Genomic DNA, 15,978 nt, shown 5'->3' with positions numbered 1-15,978 from the left:
GTTTCGGCTGGTGTGATGATCATGGGCACCGTGGTGGCGGCGGTGCGCGAGCTCGTGCGTGATCTGGTGGCCGAGTTGGTCGGGAAGCTGATCACCTGGGCGCTGGAGGCTGCTGCGACGCTGGGTTTCGCCACGCCGGTGATCGCGGCGCAGGCGACGGCGGCGATCACGAAGACGATCGGCAGGATCAGTGAGTTCGTCCGGAAGCTGGTCAAGACGATCGGGAATGTGTCGCCGAAGATCCGCAAGATCGTCGACAAGCTGGGTGAGATCATCGAGAAGCTGTCGAAGATGCTGCGCAGGGGCGGCAAACCCGGCAGCGGCACCACTCCGTCGGCGGCGAAGACGTCGCCGAAGTCCCCGGACACCACCCCGAACTCCCCGGACACCCCCGGCACCACTCCGTCCGATGTGGACAGCGCTCCGGGCGGTACCGGCACCGGGGGCGGGAGCAGCCGCAACGATCCGAACAACTCGTCCATGCGGGACAACGCGGGCGATCCCGATGCCGACGCCCGTCAGCAGGAGTGCGCGCCCGGCTCCGGCGACCCGGTCGACCTGGCCACCGGCCAGGTGTTCATGAGCCAGTTCGACGTGGAACTGCCCGGTGTGCTGCCACTGGCGTTCCAGCGCACCTACTTCTCCTCCGCCGGAGTGGGCCGGTGGTTCGGCCGATCCTGGATTTCCACCGTGGACCAGCGGATCGAAGTGGAGGATGACGCCGTCTACTTCGCCGCCGCGGACGGCGCGCGGTTGCGGTACCCGCTGCCGACGCCCGGTGGGGCCGAGGTGGCGCCGGTGTCCGGACCGAGTTGGCGGCTGTCCAGGCCCGATGCGGGCGAATACCTCGTGCGGCAACCGGAACTGGGGCGGGTGCTGCGCTTCGCCGGGACCGGGAAGGTCCGGCCGATCGAGTCGATCAGCGATCGCAACGGCAACCGCATCGACTTCGAGTACGACGGGTCCGGTGCGCCGCTGCACATCCGGCACCACGGCGGGTACCGGGTCGACCTGCGCACCGACGGCGGCCGGGTCACCGAACTCCTGCTGCACAACCAACACGGCGACGACATCGCGCTCGCCCGGTACGACTACGACTCGACCGGGCGGCTGACCGCGGTTCGCAACTCCTCCGGCAGGCCGATGGAGTTCGAGTACGGCGGTGGCGAGCGCATCGTGCGCTGGCGGGACCGCAACGACGAGTGGTACGGCTACACCTACGACGCCGAGGGCCGGGTGGTGCGCACCGAGGGGTCCGGCGGCGCGCTGGTCGGAACCTGGTTGTACGACACCGAGAACCGGCGGACCGTCTACACCGACGCGCTGGGCCACCCGACGACGTACCAGTTCGACGAGGCGTTCCGGATCACGCGGGTGATCGATCCGCTCGGCGGCCTCACCGCGCAGGAATGGGACGGGTACAACCGCCTCCGCTCCCGGACCGATCCGCTGGGCCGGACCACCCGCTACGAATACGACAACGACGGCAACCTCCTCGCCCTCACCCGTCCGGACGGCGCGCGCACGCTGGCCGAGTACAACGCCTTCGGCCAGCCCACGACCGTGATCGCCACGGACGGCGCGGTGCTGCGCCAGGAGTACGACGACCGCGGGAACCTGACCGCGGTGACGGACCCGTCAGGTGCGCGGACCACGTACGACTACGACGAGCGCGGAGTGCTGACTTCCAGCACCGACGCACTGGGCCGCACCCGCCGCATCCGCGCCGATGCCGCCGGACTGCCCCTCGAAGTGACCGATCCACGGGGTGGCGTCACCGTGTACGAGCGGGACCAGTTCGGCCGGGTGGTGGCGGCCACGCACCCCGGTGGCGGGGTGACGCGGTTCGCGTGGACGGTCGAAGGGCAACTGCTCGCCCGTACGCTGCCGGACGGTTCCGCCGAGCGCTGGACCTACGACGGCGAGGGCAACCAGGTCGAGCACGTCGATCCGGCCGGACGCGTGACCCGGTACGACACCACCCACTTCGACTTCGCCGCCGGCGAACTCGCCGCGGACGGCACCCGGCACGACTTCCGCTACGACGCGGAACTGCGGTTGACCGAGGTGCGCAACCCGCAGGGGCTCAGCTGGCGGTACGAATACGACGCGGTGGGCAACCTGGTCCGCGAGGTCGACTTCAACGGCCGTGAGCTGCGTTACGCCTACGACGCGGCCGGGCAGCTGGTCGAGCGGGTGAACGGTGAGGGCGTGCTCACGCGGTTCGTGCGGGACGCGGTCGGCAAGGTCGTCGAGCGCGTGACCGCGGACGGCACCACCAGGTTCGCCTACGACGAGGCCGGCCGGGTGGTCCGGGCGCAGAACGCCGATGCGGACGTGGTGTTCGAGCGGGACCCGCTCGGGCGCATCGTCGCCGAGACGGTGAACGGCCGTACCACGCGGTACCGCTATGACGCGGCGGGCCGCAAGGTCTGGCGCCGCACCCCGCAGGGCAGGGAAAGCCACTGGCAGTACGGCGACCTCGACGAACCCAAGGTGCTGAGGACGGCCGGGCGCACGCTGAGCTTCGGGTTCGACGAGTCCGGCCGGGAGGTGGAACGCCTGCTCGACACCGGGACCATCACCGCGCAGTCGTGGGACCGCAACGACCGGCTGGTCTCGCAGACGGTGTCCACGGTGGCCGCCGGCGGGGTGGGCGCCAGGGTGCTGCGCCGCCGTGACTTCCGGTACCAGGCGAGCGGTTACCTGACCGGGATCGAGGACCAGCACGAGGGCACCACCTGGTTCGACCTGGATCCGTCGAACCGGGTGCGCCGGGTCGAGAGGTCTGATCGCACGGAGACCTACGACTACGACGCGGCGGGCAACGTCAGCGGGGTCTCGTCGCGGGTGCACCGGTTCGACGGCGCACTGCTGCGGGAGGCGGGGAACGTGCGGTACCAGCACGACCGCCAGGGGCGGGTGGTGCTGCGCCAGCGCAAGCGGCTTTCCGCGAAGCCGGACAACTGGCACTTCAGCTGGAACGCGGAGGACCGGCTGGTCGGCCTGGTCACGCCGGACGGTGCGCGCTGGCGCTACCGCTACGACGCCTTCGGCAGGCGGATCGCCAAGGAGCGGCTCGACGAACGGGGCCGGGTCGCCGAGTGGGTGGAGTTCACCTGGGACGGCGCGGTGCTGACCGAGCAGGCCGACCACACCGGCCGGGTGGTCACCTGGGAGTTCGAACCGGGCTCGTTGCGAGCGCTCGCCCAGGTGGAGGGCCGGACCGGGCACGACCTCGCACAGCACGAGGTGGACACGCGGTTCTATTCGATCGTCACCGACCTGGTCGGCACGCCGACGGACCTGTTCGACGACCGCGGCAACCCGGGTTGGCGCCGCCGGACGAACCTGTGGGGGGAGGTGGTCGACGAAACCACGTCCGGGGTGGACACCCCGCTGCGCTTCCCCGGTCAGTACCACGACACCGAAAGCGGGCTGCACTACAACTTCCACCGGTACTACGACCCGGAAACCGCGCGCTACTACAGCCCGGACCCGCTGGGGCTGGCGCCGTCGCCCAACCCCTACGCGTACGTGCACAACCCGACCGGCTGGATCGACCCGTTCGGCCTGACCGCGCACAACCCGGGGCCGTCCGGCGGCAGCTGTCCCAAGGGCGGGGGCGGCTCGGCCGCGAACAACCCGGCGACGGTCAACGAAACCGTGGCGCCCAAGCCGGTCAAGCCGGAGGACGCGGTCGACAACTGGGACGAGTTCCTCGGCGAGGGCACGCACACCAACATCCACCCGCGCACCGGGCAGCCGGATGCGGACCGGATCGTCTCGGAGGACGGCACGCGGAGCATCCGCTACGGCGCACACGAAATGGGTGGCAAGCCGACGAAGCACCACTACCACGAGGAAACCTGGTCGCAGGACCCGGCGACCGGGCAGTGGCACGTGGAGAACACGCAGGTGCGCGTGCCTATCATCGTGAAGAAGCCGAAACCGCCGGTGCCGCCGCAGGCAGGGGAGTGAGATGAGGATCGTCGTGCGCCCCGGCCGGAGCGCCGGGCTGGTGGAATTCGATTCGCCCTACGGTTCCGCGGCCGCGAAGTGGGCGGGCCCGGACCCCGCGCCGTCCGGCGAGGTCGAAGTGGAGTTGGAGGTCGAGGAGCCGTTCACCTGGGCCGAGCGCGTGCACCCGGTCGAGGCGCACGCCCCCCGGCTGGCGCTGCGGGAAGGCGAGGTCGAACTGACCGGCCAGGTCGAATCCCCCCTCGGCGACGACCTCTTCTCGGTGCGTCTCGGCGATTCGGTGGTGACGCTGGAAATCGAAGACGGGCCGGCGGAGGACCTGTCCGGCCGGTGGATTTCGGCCGTCGTCCGAGCGGACGAGCTGGAGCTGTACCCCTATTCGGTGTGAAGGTGTTCCGATACCAGGTCACGAAGTACGGACCGGGGCATCCGGAAGACGAGTGGACGGCGTACTCCGATGTCGGTGAGCTGGTCGAGCAGGCGGAGTACGAGCGGGTCGAGGACCTGTACCTGCGGGCGGTGCGGATTGCCGCGGAGTTGGCCGGGCTGATGCGGTTGCAGGTGCGCGGGCTTGAAGCGGCGGAAGACGCGTCGATCGCCGAGGGGCAGTGGCTTTCGCTGGACGAGGCGATCGAGGTGTGCCGGGCGATGTTGCGGGAGTCGGGTGTCTGGTGCCGCCTGGAGGACGGCGACCGTTTCTACGTGCACGTCGGTTTCGACTACTACCTTTACGTGGGGTCCACTGTGGACCCCGGCGATGCCTGGCGGGGCTTGGTCGAGCAGGGCCTGTTCATCGAGCCGAACTGGCCCTCCCCATACCTCGGAGAATGACCGGGAACCGTTGGCGCACCTATTCGCCGCAGGAATCGACGAGCTGGGGCGGACCGCGCCCCCGCTCACCGACCGCGGCGAGCGGGTCTGCCCGGCGTGCGGCGACCGGGCCGTGCGCAAGTATCTGTACGACCACCGTGGGGCGCGGGTGGTCGCGATGACGTACGTGTGGTGCGGGAACTGCCGTCGCTACGCGTCCTCGACCGGCCCGCCGCTGGCGCCGGACTTCGACTTCGACGATCCGGTGGCGGATTCGGCGAAACTGCGAGAACTGCGGGGCGGGGAGGAACGATGAGGGTGGTCGTCCAGAGCGTCGGTGAGGACCGGGCGGTTCGGTTCGACTCGCCCTATGGGTCCGCAGCGGCTCGGTGGGCCGGCGCCTGGCCGCCACCCTGCGGGGGAATCGAGGTGGAACTCGAAGTCGCCGGGGTCGTGGAAGTGGCTCGGACCTCGGCGACCGCGCCCCGGATTTCCACCGGTGAGCTCGTCGGCCTGGTCGAGCGAGTGCTCGGCGACGGCCTCTGCGCGCTCCGGTTCGGCAGTTCCGTGGTGACCGTGGAAACGCGAAGCGATCCACTGCCCGGACAGTGGATCGCCGTGAGGACTGCTGATGTCGAGTTGTACCCCTGCTCGGTCTGATCAGTAGCGGAAGAAGTGCTCCCGCCGCCCCTGGCGGACCAGTTTCAGCCACTGCAGGAACGCCTTCGGGTCCCGCTTCACGCCGACGAAGTACAGGCCGAACCGCACGATCTCCAGCGCGCCGATCTTCCGCATCCCCGGCTGCGACAGCAGGTAACCCCGGTTCCGGTAGGTGTAGTACCGCTTCACCTCGTTCGACGGGTCCTGCGCGTGGAACCGCCCGCCCAGCATCGGCTTGAACTCGTCCGAGCCGTCCGGGTGCAGGTAGGTGGTGCGCAGCGAGGTCCCGAACGGCAGCCCCGAGCGCACCAGCCGCCGGTGCAGTTCGACCTCGTCGCCGCGGAAGAACAGGCGCAGGTCCGGCACGCCGACGACGTCCAAAGTAGACGCCCGGAACAACGCGCCGTTCATCAGCGAAGCGATGCCCGGCAGGAACTCCTCGCCCAGTTCGGCGGCCGAGCGCTTCCAGGTCAGCCCGCGGCGCAACGGGAACGCCAGCTTGTCCGGGTTCTCGATGTTCGTCACCACCGGCGAGACCTCCGCCAGGTTCCGCCGCTCGGCGACCTCCAGCAGCACCGCCAGCACGTTCTCGTCACCGGGCCTGCCGTCGTCGTCGGCCAGCCAGATCCAGTCCGCGCCCAGCGACAGCGCGTGCAGCATGCCGAGGGCGAAGCCGCCCGCGCCGCCGAGGTTCCGGTGCGACGGGAGGTAGGTGTACGGCAGCGGGAAACCGGCGACCACGTCTTCGGCGGACTGGTCCGGCCCGTTGTCCACCACCACCAGGTGGTCCACCGGCCGCGTCTGCGCGGCGATCACCTTCAGCGAGTCCGCGAGCAGTTCACGCCGGTGGCGCGTGACCACCACGGCCACCACCGAACCCGCCGCCAGCGCTTGCTCCACCGCTACTCGCCGCCGTTCCCGCTCAGGACCGGGGCCTGCCCGATCCGCTCCAGCGTCTCCTGGCTCAGGTTCTGGAAGGGGTCCCGGCCCTTGTAGGCGGTGAGCACCTCCCGCAGCGAACCGTGCTGCTTGACCTGACCCTCGTCCATCCAGATCGCCGAATCGCAGAACTCGGCGAGGAACTCGTCGGAGTGGTTGGCGAAGACCAGCAGGCCGGAGCGGCGGACCAGGTCCTTGAGCCGGTCGCGCGCCTTGGCCATGAACGCCGCGTCGACCGCGCCGATGCCCTCGTCCAGGATCAGGATCTCCGGGTCGATCGAGGTGACGATGCCCAGCGCCAGGCGCACCCGCATGCCGGTGGAGTAGGTGCGCAGCGGCATCTGCAGGAAGTCGCCGAGTTCGGTGAACTCGGTGATGTCGTCGACCCGCTTCTCCATCTCCTTGCGCGTCATGCCCAGGAACAGGCCCCGGATCATGATGTTCTCCAGGCCGGAGATCTCCGGGTCCATGCCGACGCCGAGGTCGAACACCGGCGCCACCTTGCCGACCACCTTGGCCGAGCCGCGGGTGGGCTCGTAGATGCCGGACAGCAGCCGCAGCAGGGTGGACTTGCCCGCCCCGTTGTGCCCGACCAGGCCGACCCGGTCGCCTTCGGAGAGCGAGATCGTCACGTCGCGCAGCGCCTCGATGATCGGGATCCGGCTGCCGGTCCCGATCTTGCCGCCGACCTTCCCGATGACCTTCTTCTTCAGCGAGCGCGTTTTCGCGTCGAAGATCGGGAAGTCGACGTAGGCGTTGCGAACATCAATGCTGACCATTGGTTTCCTGTCACACCCAGTAGGAGACGCGGGCACGGTAGTTGCGCATGGCGACCAGGGCCAGGCCCCAGCCGACGATCGCCATTCCGGCGACCGCGAGCCAGCTGTAGAAGCTCAGGTGCTGCCCCAGCAGCGGGGCGCGGACCACCTGGACCAGGTGGTAGATCGGGTTGAGCTGGATAATCGGCAGCACCGTCTCGGCCAGCTGGTGCCGGTTGCCGCCGACCGCGCTGACCTGGTCCAGCGGCCAGACGATCGGGGTCAGGTAGAACAGCAGCTGGACCAGCGCGTTGATCACCTGCGGGATGTCGCGGAAGCGGGTGGAGATGATGCCCAGCAGCATGGTCACCCAGCCCGCGTTGATCGCCACCAGCACGAACCCGGGGATGGCGAGCAGCATGTCGAACCCGAGGCCGGGGTGGCAGGTCCAGGCCTCGTTCACCCCACCGCAGGACCCGTTGCCGGTCAACGTGTACGGCCCGCTCAGCGTGCCCACGTAGATCAGCATGATGATCACGTAGACGATGATGTTGTGGGCGAACATCAGCATCTGGCGCCACACCGTGCGCAGGGCGTACACCGACAACGGCGAGGGCAGCTGCTTGATCAGCCCCTCGTTGGCGATGAAGCACTCCATGCCCTCGGTGAGGCAGCCGCTGATGAAGGTCCAGACGATCAGGCCGGTGGCCACGTAGGGCAGGAAGGTCGCCACCGGGGCACCGAACAGCACCGCGTAGAGGACACCGAGGCCGAGCGCGATGACACCCTGGCTGATGGTGATCCAGAACGGGCCGAGCACGGAGCGCCGGTAGCGCTGCTTGATGTCCTGCCAGCCGAGGTGGCTCCACAGCTCACGGTTGGCGTAACCCTGGCGGAGATCGCGGATGGCGCGCTTGAACGTGCGGCTGTCGGAGACCGCAGGGGGCGCGGGAACCTGTTCGATGGTGCTGGTGGCGTGCACGAGATACGAGGGTACCGACGGCCCCGACCTGACCGAGACCAGCCCTCACCGCCCGCCGATGCGGACGATGACCTGCTCGTCGGCGTAGGTGTAACCCTCGTAGGTGAACTCCACGCCGGTTTCGCCGACGTACTCCATCCACGCCCGGTACTCGTGCCGCTGCCAGCCCGGGTAGTTGAAGAACTCGTCGAAGACCACGATGCTGCCTTCGACCAGCCGCGGCCCGACCAGGTCGAGCACGGTCTTCGCCGAGCTGTAGAGGTCACCGTCGACGTGCAGGAAGCCGACCGGGCCGGGGTGCTCCGCCAGGAACCCGGGCAGGGTCTCGTCGAACCAGCCGGGCACCAGCTCCGCGCCGGAGACGTCCGGCAGCCCGTCGACGGTGAAGGTGCCCGCCGGGAAGCCGTTGCGCCAGTCCTCGGGCAGGCCCTGGAACGAGTCGAAGCCGTAGACCTCGCCGGCGCGCGCGGCGGCGATGATCTTCAGCGTGGTCCCGGTGTACACGCCGAACTCCAGCGCCATGCCCTCGGCGGGCGCCAGCGAGAGCGCGTGCTCCAGCGTCGCGTGCGGGTGGCCGAAGTGCGGCGCGGTCGGCATGTGGTTGCGCACGAAGCGGTTCGCCTCGATCGCGGCTTCCTGGTCGGCGGCGTAGACGATGTCCCGCCTGCTGCGGATCTCGAACTCCACCAGCCGGTCGAAGGCGTGCTTGGCGTCCTGGCGCAGCTCGTGCTCGAGCCGGTCCAGGCGCTCGCGCTGCTCGTGCTGGAACGGCTCCATCGCTTCGGCGATGGCGCGGATGAACTTGTCGCGCACCGACCGGCGGAGAGCTTCGCCTCTGAGCAGGTGGTGGATTCTGTCGAGCACCGCGGGGTCCTCCCTGGTTCGCAGGCTCGGCTGGTGGGGCCCCCTGTCGCCCCGATGCCTAGGCCGCGCCGAAAGGCGCAGTGTACGCAGGCGCGGACTCCGCGTGAACCGGTAGCCGCCTTTGCCCACCGGGGAAAACGCGGCCCAAGATCACCGGGGACGGGGGGTCACAGGTACTGGCCGGTGCCCCCGATGCCGGGACCGGGGTGGTCACCACCGCCTGCCGCCGACGCACCCGGGGGCAGGCCGCGGCGCATCTGCTCCAGCTGCACGCGGGCCGCCATCTGCTGGGCGAACAACGCGGTCTGGATGCCGTGGAACAGCCCCTCCAGCCAGCCCACCAGCTGGGCCTGCGCGATCCGCAGCTCGGCGTCGGTGGGGGTGGCGTCCTCGGTGAACGGCGAGACCAGGCGCTCCAGCTCGTCGCGCAGCTCCGGGGCCAGCGCCTGCTCCAGCTCCTTGATCGAGGTCTCGTGGATCTCGCGGACGCGGTTGCGGCTGGCGTCGTCCAGCGGTGCCGCGCGGACCTCTTCGAGCAGCTGCTTGATCATCGTGCCGATGCGCATCACCTTGGCGGGCTCTTCGACGAGGTCGCCGACGGTCTCGTTCTGCTCGGCCTGCTCGCTCGGCGCGACCCGGGCCGTGCCCACCGGGGACCCGTCTGGCCCGACCACCACGACGTGCTGGGCGGACTCGCCGTTCGTGTCTGCTTTCGGGGAATTCGGCTCGGTCATGGTCCCGAGCCTAGCGGTCCGTGGCTGGTCACGCGGTTCGCAGGCCAACCCCGGAGCACACGGTGATTCGCAGGCTCCGTACCGTGTGCCCATGGCCTTCGACGTCGCTCGGATTCGCGGGTTGTTCCCCGCGCTGGGTGACGGCTGGATTCACTTCGACGGCGCGGCCGGGATGCTGGTACCCGAACAGGTGGCCTCGGCTGTGTCCACCGCGATGCGTGCCCCGGTTTCCGGGCCGGGCGGCGTTTTCCCGGCCTCGCAGCGCGCGGAGAGCATCGTGTCGGCGGCCCGGCGCGCGGTGGCCGACCTGGTCGGCGCCGATCCGGCCGGGGTGGTGCTCGGGCCCAGCGCGTCGGTGCTGCTCCAGCGGCTGGCGGACGTGCTCTCCGAGCGGTGGACCATCGGCGACGAAGCGGTGCTGTCCCGGCTCGACGAGCAGGCGAACCTGTCGCCGTGGTGGCGGGCGGCCAAGCGGGTCGGCGCGGTGGTCCGCTGGGGCGAGATCGACATCGAGACCTGCGAACTGCCCGCGTGGCAGTACGCCAACCTGGTCTCCGCGCGCACCAAGGTCGTCACCGTCACGCTGGCGTCCGGTTCGGTCGGCACCCGCCCGGACGTGCCGACGATCATCGAGTACGCCAAGCGCGTCGGGGCGCTGGTGGTGGTCGACGCCACCTACGCGGCCCCGTTCGTGCCGCTGGACCTGCCGGAACTGGGCGCCGACGTGCTGGTGCTCTCGGCGCAGGCGTGGGGTGGCCCCGCGATCGGCGCACTGGTCTTCCGCGATCCGGAACTGCTGGAGCGGCTGCCGTCGGTCTCGCTGGAGGCGGGGGCCCGCGGGCCCGCCCGGCTGGAACTGGGCCCGCACGCCTATCCGCTGCTCGCCGGGCTGGTCGCCTCGGTGGACTACCTGTCCGGGCTGGATGATGCCGCGATCGGCTCGCGGCGGGAGAAGCTGGTCACCTCGCTCGGCTCGGCGAAGTCGTACCACGCGGGCCTGCTGGCGCAGCTGAGCACCGAACTGCGGTCGCTGCCGCACGTGATGGTGATCGGCGACGCCATGCGCCGCATTCCGGCGCTGGCCTTCACCGTGTCCCGCAAGAAGCCGCCCGAAGTGGCCGAATACCTTGCCTCGCAAGGACTCTGCGTGTTCGCCGACGACGGCACCAGCGGCGTGTTCGCGGCGATGGGGGCGGGCGAGGTCGGCGGTGCGGTCCGCGTCGGCCTCGCCCACTACTCCAACGTCTTCGAGATCAACCAGCTGGTGCGCGTCCTCGAAGAACTGCGCTGAGCTGCGCTGAGCTGCGCTGAACTGCGCTGAACCCCGTTGGGGATCAGGACCGGGCGGACAGCAGGATCTTGCCGAACACGCCGCCCTCGTCCAGCCTGCGGTGCGCGGTGCCCGCCTCGGCCATCGGCACCACCTGGTCCACCACCGGTGCCACCGAACCCCGTTCGACCAGTGGCCACAGGTGCTCGCGGACCGCGCCGACGATGCGCGCCTTGTCCGCCAGCGACCGCCCGCGCAGCCCGAGCCCGGTCACGCTGGCGCGCTTGCCGAGCAGCTGACCGAGGTTCAGCTCGCCCTTGACCCCGCCCTGCATGCCGATCACCATCAGCCTGCCGTCCGGCTTGAGCGCGTCGACGTTCTTGCCGAGGTAGGCGGCGCCCATGTTGTCCAGGATGACGTCCGCGCCACCGGTCTCCGCCCGCAGCACCTCGACGAAGTCCTGGTCGCGGTAGTTGATCGCGAGGTCGGCGCCGAGCTGGCGGCAGCTCTCCAGCCGTTCGGCCGAACCGGCGGTCACCGCGACCGTGGCGCCGAGCGCCTTGCCGACCTGGATCGCGTGCGTGCCGATGCCGCCGGCACCGCCGTGCACCAGCAGCACCTCGCCCTCGGCCAGGCCGGCGTGCATCACCACGTTCGACCAGACCGTGCAGGCCACCTCCGGCAACCCGGCGGCGGCGACCAGCTTCACCTCACCCGGCACCGGCAGCAGCTGCCCGGCGGGCACCGCCACCTTCTCGGCGTACCCGCCACCGGCCAGCAGCGCGCACACCTCGTCGCCGACGGCCCAGCCCTCGACGCCCTCGCCGAGTTCGGTGACCACCCCGGAGCACTCGAGGCCGAGGATCTCGCTGGCGCCCTCCGGCGGTGGGTACTTGCCCTGCCGTTGCAGCAGGTCGGCCCGGTTGACGGCGCTGGCGGCGACCTCCACCAGCACCTCGCCGGGCCCCGGTTCGGGATCGGGTACCTCGCTCCAGTGGAGGTTCTCCGGCCCGCCTGGTTCGCTGATCGTGATCGCGTGCATACCGTCGACCATAAACCCGCAATGTCAATTCGTTACCAGCGCGGGTAAACAGCGGTCAACGGATTACCGGCCACAAATCCAACGAATGCCTCTTGACCAGGGGCGGCAAACAGCTGAAGGTGATGCGCATCGCGGTATCCGGTCTGTTCGGGGGGCTGGGTGGGACCGGTGCCGATTCCACGTGAGATTGGGGAACCGCTCGATGTCATCCGTGAGAAAGAAGCTCGCGCCCGCGGTCGCACTGGCCGCGTGCGCTGGCTTGGCGCTGGGCACCGCCCCGGCCGCAGGCGCGCAGCAGGCGCAGGCGGTGCCGGACGGGCCTGCACTGGCCAAACAGCTGGTGAAGAAGGTCGACGTCGGTGGCGTGAACCGCCACCTGGTCGCCCTCCAGCGCATCGCCGACCAGAACGGCCGGACCAGGGCCGCCAGCACCCCCGGTTACGACAAGTCCGCCGACTACGTGGCGGGCAAGCTGGAAGCCGCGGGCTTCACCGTGACCAGGCAGCAGTTCCCGTTCACCTACTCCGAGACGCTCGCGGAGAGCCTCGAGGTGGCCGGGACCGACGTGCCGATCCATGTGATGACCTACAGCCCGTCCACCCCGGTCGGCGGCATCACCGCGCCGCTCGCGGTGGTCCCGGCGGACGCCACGCCGGGTTGCGAGGCGAGCGACTACAGCGGTGTCACGGGCAAGATCGTGCTGGTCTCGCGCGGGTCCTGCTCCTTCGCGCAGAAGCAGCAGGTGGCCGCGGAAGCCGGGGCGATCGGCGCGATCATCTACAACAACGTCGAGGGCGACCTGAACGGCACGCTCGGTGACCCGAGCGCGGCGAAGATCCCGACCGGTGGCATCAGCCAGGCCGCCGGCCAGACGCTGGCCGGGCAGAACGGCGCCTCGGTCACCCTGGAGCTGCGCACCATCCAGGAGCAGCGCACCACCTCCAACGTGATCGCCGAGACCAAGACGGGCCGCAAGGACAACGTCGTGATGGCCGGTGCCCACCTGGACAGCGTGCCGGGCGGCGCCGGGATCAACGACAACGGCACCGGCTCGGCCGGGCTGCTGGAGACCGCGTTGCAGCTGGGCGGCAGCCCCAAGGTGAACAACGCGGTGCGGTTCGCCTGGTGGGGTGCCGAGGAGTTCGGGCTGGTCGGCTCGAACTACTACACCAGCCAGCTCAGCTTCGAGCAGCAGCTGGACATCGCGCTGTACCTGAACTTCGACATGATCGGCTCGCCGAACGCCGCGTACTTCGCCTACGACGGCGACGACTCGGCCGGTGAGGGTTCGGGCCCCGGCCCGTACGGTTCGGCGCAGATCGAGCAGCAGTTCGTCGGCTACCTGGGCTCGCAGAACATCCAGGTGGAGGACACCGACTTCAGCGGCCGGTCCGACTACGGCGGCTTCATCGCGCTCGGCATCCCGGCCGGTGGGCTGTTCACCGGGGCCGAGGGCATCAAGACCGAGGCGCAGGCGGCGAAGTGGGGCGGCAAGGCGGGCGTGGCCTACGACCCGTGCTACCACCAGCCATGTGACAACCTCGGCAACGTGGACCGCAAGGCCCTCGACCGCAACGCCGACGCCCTGGCCTGGGTGACCGCCGTGTACGGCATCAGCACCGAAGAGGTCAACGGGGTGGCGCCGCAGGGCGCCAAGAACAAGAAGGCCACCGCGGACCAGCGGAAGGCCCAGCGCACCTTCGCAGCGCACGCCGAGCACACGCACGACGTCGCCGCCTGAGTGAAGTGGGGAGAGGGGCCGGGCGCTCGCCCGGCCCCTCGCCTTTTTCGCCGTGTTTCGAGCGGGTCAGCCGAGGTCCCGGGTGCTGAACGTGTCGCAGCGGGCCGGGTCCCCGGTGGTGATGCCGGTGGTGAACCACTTCTCGCGCTGCTTCGAGGTGCCGTGGCTGAACTGCGACTCGTCCACCCGGCCACCGCCGAGTTCGCGCTGGATGTAGTCGTCGCCGATGCGGGCGGCGGTGTCCAGGGCGCGCTTGACGTCGTCCTGGGTGATCTCGGTGACCAGCGGCCTGCCGGTTTCGGTCGGCGTGGTCGTCGCGTGGTTGGCCCAGACGCCGGCGTAGCAGTCGGCCTGCAGCTCCAGCCGCACCGAGTCCGAGGCCGGGCCGCTGCGGCTGCGCACCCGGTCCGAGGTGCCGTTGAGGTTCTGCACGTGGTGCCCGTACTCGTGCGCCAGCACGTACGCCTCGGCGAACGGCCCGCCCTGCGCACCGAAGCGCGACCGCAGTTCGTCGAAGAAGGCCAGGTCGATGTAGACCTCGGAGTCGGCGGGGCAGTAGAACGGGCCGACGTCGGAGCTGGCGTTGCCGCAGCCGGTGCGGGTGCCGCCGCTGAAGAAGTTCGTGGTGGCCTTGCGGTAGGTCTGCCCGGATCGAGCGAATTCGGCGGCCCAGTAGTCCTGGATCGAGTTGATCACGGCGACCGTGGCGCAGTCGCGGTTGGTGTTCGCGTCGGCGCCGGTGCGGCACTCCGAGGAGAGCGCACCGTTGTCGGTCCGCTCGCCGGAGCCGATGCCCGACAACCCCGTCCCGCTCGGCGACACCCCGCCGAACTGGGAGAACAGGAAGTAGACCACCAACCCGAGCACCCCGAGACCGCCGCCGCCGATGGCGACCCGGCCACCCACCCCACGCTGATCGGAGACCTCGGAGACGTCGAGGCCGGCACCTTCGTCGAATCGCACCCCGAAAGCCTAACCGGCCCCCGGAAAGCGCGCTGGGGCAAGAAAAAGCCTGGGTGCCGCCTGCAACGGGACGGCACCCAGGACTACCGAGGTTGTCATGGAACTGTCGCGGTCAGCCGCTTGCCGGGCCGGCGAGGAGCGCTGCCGGTGGGGTCACCGAGGCCACACCGAACACAGGCTCGACGACGCCGAGAATGCGCGTTTCTCAGACCCGAGCGCACCAGGGAAACCCGCGCTCGCGCTGTTCACAGTCACGACCTGGTCGTCAGTGGGATCGCCCTGGTCGTGGGACACAGCCGGCGGTCAACCGCGAGGAATCATCCGTCACTGCACCACCTAACCCTCTCCCGGGTGGAGGCCCGTCCCGGCGCGCCTGGCCGGTGTGCCGCGGTTCGGGTCGTGCCATCCGCTTGTCCACCAGGATGCGCCTCGGCGGGCTGAGTCTCAACCGTTTCGGCTGCCACTTTCGGCGGAAGATCCCCGCTGTGGCGGAGGCCGGGCCGGGATCTACTCTGCGTGGCATGAGCGAGGACGAACCGCGGTGGCTCAGCGAGCGCGAGATGCTCGCGTGGCGGTCCTACATCGTCGCCACGCTGCACCTGCGCCAGCGGTTGCACCGCGAACTCGCCGAGGAGCACGACCTCTCGCTCATCGACTACGAGGTGCTCGTCGCGCTGTCGGCCCGTGAGGACGGGCGGGTCCGGATGTCGGAGCTGGCGGCCATGCTGGGGTCGACGAAGAGCCGGCTGTCGCACCAGGTGGGCAGGCTGGAGCAGGAGGGCTACGTCCAGCGCGAACGCGACCCGGCCGACCGGCGCGGCGTGATCACCGTGCTGACCCCCGCGGGCCGCGCCCTGCTCGAACGGGCGGCGCCCACCCACGTCACCGGGGTGCGGGCGCACCTGATCGATCTGCTCAGCGAGGAGGAGCAGGTGGTGCTGGGGCGGGCGTTCACGCGGGTCAACAACCACCTCGGCGGCGCCTGGTAGGGCGAGGCGCTACGCTCGGGGCAGGGAAGCGTGGCAGAGCGGCCGAATGCACTCGCCTTGAAAGCGAGCGTTGGGAAACCAACCGGGGGTTCAAATCCCTCCGCTTCCGCCAGCACGGTTTTCGGAACCGCCGAGTGTTCGGGGCCGATCCGTTCTTTTCGCCGGACCGGTTCTGGGAGCGGCTGGAGAGCTACGCCCTCGGTTACCGCCTGCCCCGGGATCCGTGTGGTGGCGCGGGTTTCTCG

General features: G+C 70.0%; 15 protein-coding genes and 1 tRNA gene. 9 read left to right on the top strand and 7 right to left on the bottom strand.

The window, feature by feature from the left end; translation table 11 throughout:
- Positions 1-15: 15 nt before the first annotated feature.
- The 5 genes from AC07EG_RS31455 to AC07EG_RS31435 all read left to right on the top strand — a co-directional run bounded on the left by AC07EG_RS31455 (position 16) and on the right by AC07EG_RS31435 (position 5,451).
- Complete coding sequence (locus tag AC07EG_RS31455) at positions 16-3,981, top strand: RHS repeat-associated core domain-containing protein (RefSeq protein ID WP_478256855.1); 3,966 nt, start codon at positions 16-18, stop codon at positions 3,979-3,981.
- A 1-nt stretch (position 3,982) separates the two neighbouring features.
- Positions 3,983-4,369, top strand: coding sequence for a hypothetical protein (locus tag AC07EG_RS31450; protein WP_478256854.1), 387 nt, complete (start codon positions 3,983-3,985; stop codon positions 4,367-4,369).
- Complete coding sequence (locus AC07EG_RS31445) at positions 4,366-4,812, top strand: hypothetical protein (protein WP_478256853.1); 447 nt, start codon at positions 4,366-4,368, stop codon at positions 4,810-4,812. Before AC07EG_RS31450 ends, AC07EG_RS31445 begins: the two co-directional genes overlap by 4 nt.
- Positions 4,813-4,969: 157 nt before the next feature.
- A complete protein-coding gene (locus AC07EG_RS31440) occupies positions 4,970-5,107 on the top strand; it encodes a hypothetical protein (protein ID WP_478256852.1) in 138 nt (45 codons plus the stop codon).
- 113 nt (positions 5,108-5,220) lie between these two features.
- Positions 5,221-5,451, top strand: a complete 231-nt coding sequence (locus tag AC07EG_RS31435; protein ID WP_478256851.1) for a hypothetical protein — start codon at positions 5,221-5,223, stop codon at positions 5,449-5,451.
- Here AC07EG_RS31435 and glfT1 read toward each other — a convergent pair whose 3' ends face one another.
- From glfT1 to AC07EG_RS31410, 5 genes are all read right to left on the bottom strand, one after another.
- Positions 5,452-6,351: a galactofuranosyltransferase GlfT1 gene (gene glfT1 / locus AC07EG_RS31430; protein WP_478256850.1), complete on the bottom strand. Its 900-nt coding sequence runs from the start codon at positions 6,349-6,351 to the stop codon at positions 5,452-5,454.
- Between the two features lie 2 nt (positions 6,352-6,353).
- On the bottom strand, positions 6,354-7,169 hold the full coding sequence (gene wzt, locus AC07EG_RS31425) for a galactan export ABC transporter ATP-binding subunit Wzt/RfbE (RefSeq protein WP_478256849.1): 816 nt from the start codon (positions 7,167-7,169) through the stop codon (positions 6,354-6,356).
- A 10-nt stretch (positions 7,170-7,179) separates the two neighbouring features.
- Positions 7,180-8,130 carry a galactan export ABC transporter permease subunit Wzm/RfbD gene (gene wzm / locus AC07EG_RS31420; protein ID WP_478256848.1) on the bottom strand — a complete coding sequence of 317 codons (951 nt, stop codon included), beginning with the start codon at positions 8,128-8,130 and terminating at the stop codon, positions 7,180-7,182.
- A 45-nt stretch (positions 8,131-8,175) separates the two neighbouring features.
- Positions 8,176-8,994 carry a class I SAM-dependent methyltransferase gene (locus tag AC07EG_RS31415; protein ID WP_478256847.1) on the bottom strand — a complete coding sequence of 273 codons (819 nt, stop codon included), beginning with the start codon at positions 8,992-8,994 and terminating at the stop codon, positions 8,176-8,178.
- 167 nt (positions 8,995-9,161) lie between these two features.
- Positions 9,162-9,728, bottom strand: a complete 567-nt coding sequence (locus tag AC07EG_RS31410) for a bacterial proteasome activator family protein (RefSeq protein WP_478256846.1) — start codon at positions 9,726-9,728, stop codon at positions 9,162-9,164.
- A 91-nt stretch (positions 9,729-9,819) separates the two neighbouring features.
- Here AC07EG_RS31410 and AC07EG_RS31405 point away from each other — a divergent pair, with 91 nt between their 5' ends.
- On the top strand, positions 9,820-11,019 hold the full coding sequence (locus AC07EG_RS31405; RefSeq protein WP_478256845.1) for a cysteine desulfurase-like protein: 1,200 nt from the start codon (positions 9,820-9,822) through the stop codon (positions 11,017-11,019).
- A 43-nt stretch (positions 11,020-11,062) separates the two neighbouring features.
- Here AC07EG_RS31405 and AC07EG_RS31400 read toward each other — a convergent pair whose 3' ends face one another.
- Positions 11,063-12,040, bottom strand: a complete 978-nt coding sequence (locus AC07EG_RS31400; protein ID WP_478256844.1) for an NAD(P)H-quinone oxidoreductase — start codon at positions 12,038-12,040, stop codon at positions 11,063-11,065.
- Between the two features lie 202 nt (positions 12,041-12,242).
- On the opposite strand from AC07EG_RS31400, the gene AC07EG_RS31395 reads away from it, so the two are divergent.
- Positions 12,243-13,781 carry a M28 family metallopeptidase gene (locus AC07EG_RS31395; protein ID WP_478256843.1) on the top strand — a complete coding sequence of 513 codons (1,539 nt, stop codon included), beginning with the start codon at positions 12,243-12,245 and terminating at the stop codon, positions 13,779-13,781.
- Between the two features lie 66 nt (positions 13,782-13,847).
- Here the strand turns inward: AC07EG_RS31395 and ypfJ are convergent, their stop codons facing one another.
- The gene (gene ypfJ / locus AC07EG_RS31390; protein ID WP_478256842.1) at positions 13,848-14,744 is read right to left on the bottom strand and encodes a KPN_02809 family neutral zinc metallopeptidase; all 897 of its coding nucleotides are present in this window, start codon (positions 14,742-14,744) and stop codon (positions 13,848-13,850) included.
- 521 nt (positions 14,745-15,265) lie between these two features.
- On the opposite strand from ypfJ, the gene AC07EG_RS31385 reads away from it, so the two are divergent.
- Positions 15,266-15,733 carry a MarR family winged helix-turn-helix transcriptional regulator gene (locus AC07EG_RS31385; RefSeq protein ID WP_478256841.1) on the top strand — a complete coding sequence of 156 codons (468 nt, stop codon included), beginning with the start codon at positions 15,266-15,268 and terminating at the stop codon, positions 15,731-15,733.
- A 24-nt stretch (positions 15,734-15,757) separates the two neighbouring features.
- Positions 15,758-15,845 (top strand) — tRNA-Ser (locus tag AC07EG_RS31380).
- The last annotated feature ends 133 nt before the right edge of the window (positions 15,846-15,978 follow it).

It is taken from the genome of Amycolatopsis sp. NPDC045836 (genome assembly GCF_056431745.1).
Note: the sequence above shows the minus strand (reverse complement) of the source record. Positions and strands in the feature narration are given on the sequence as shown.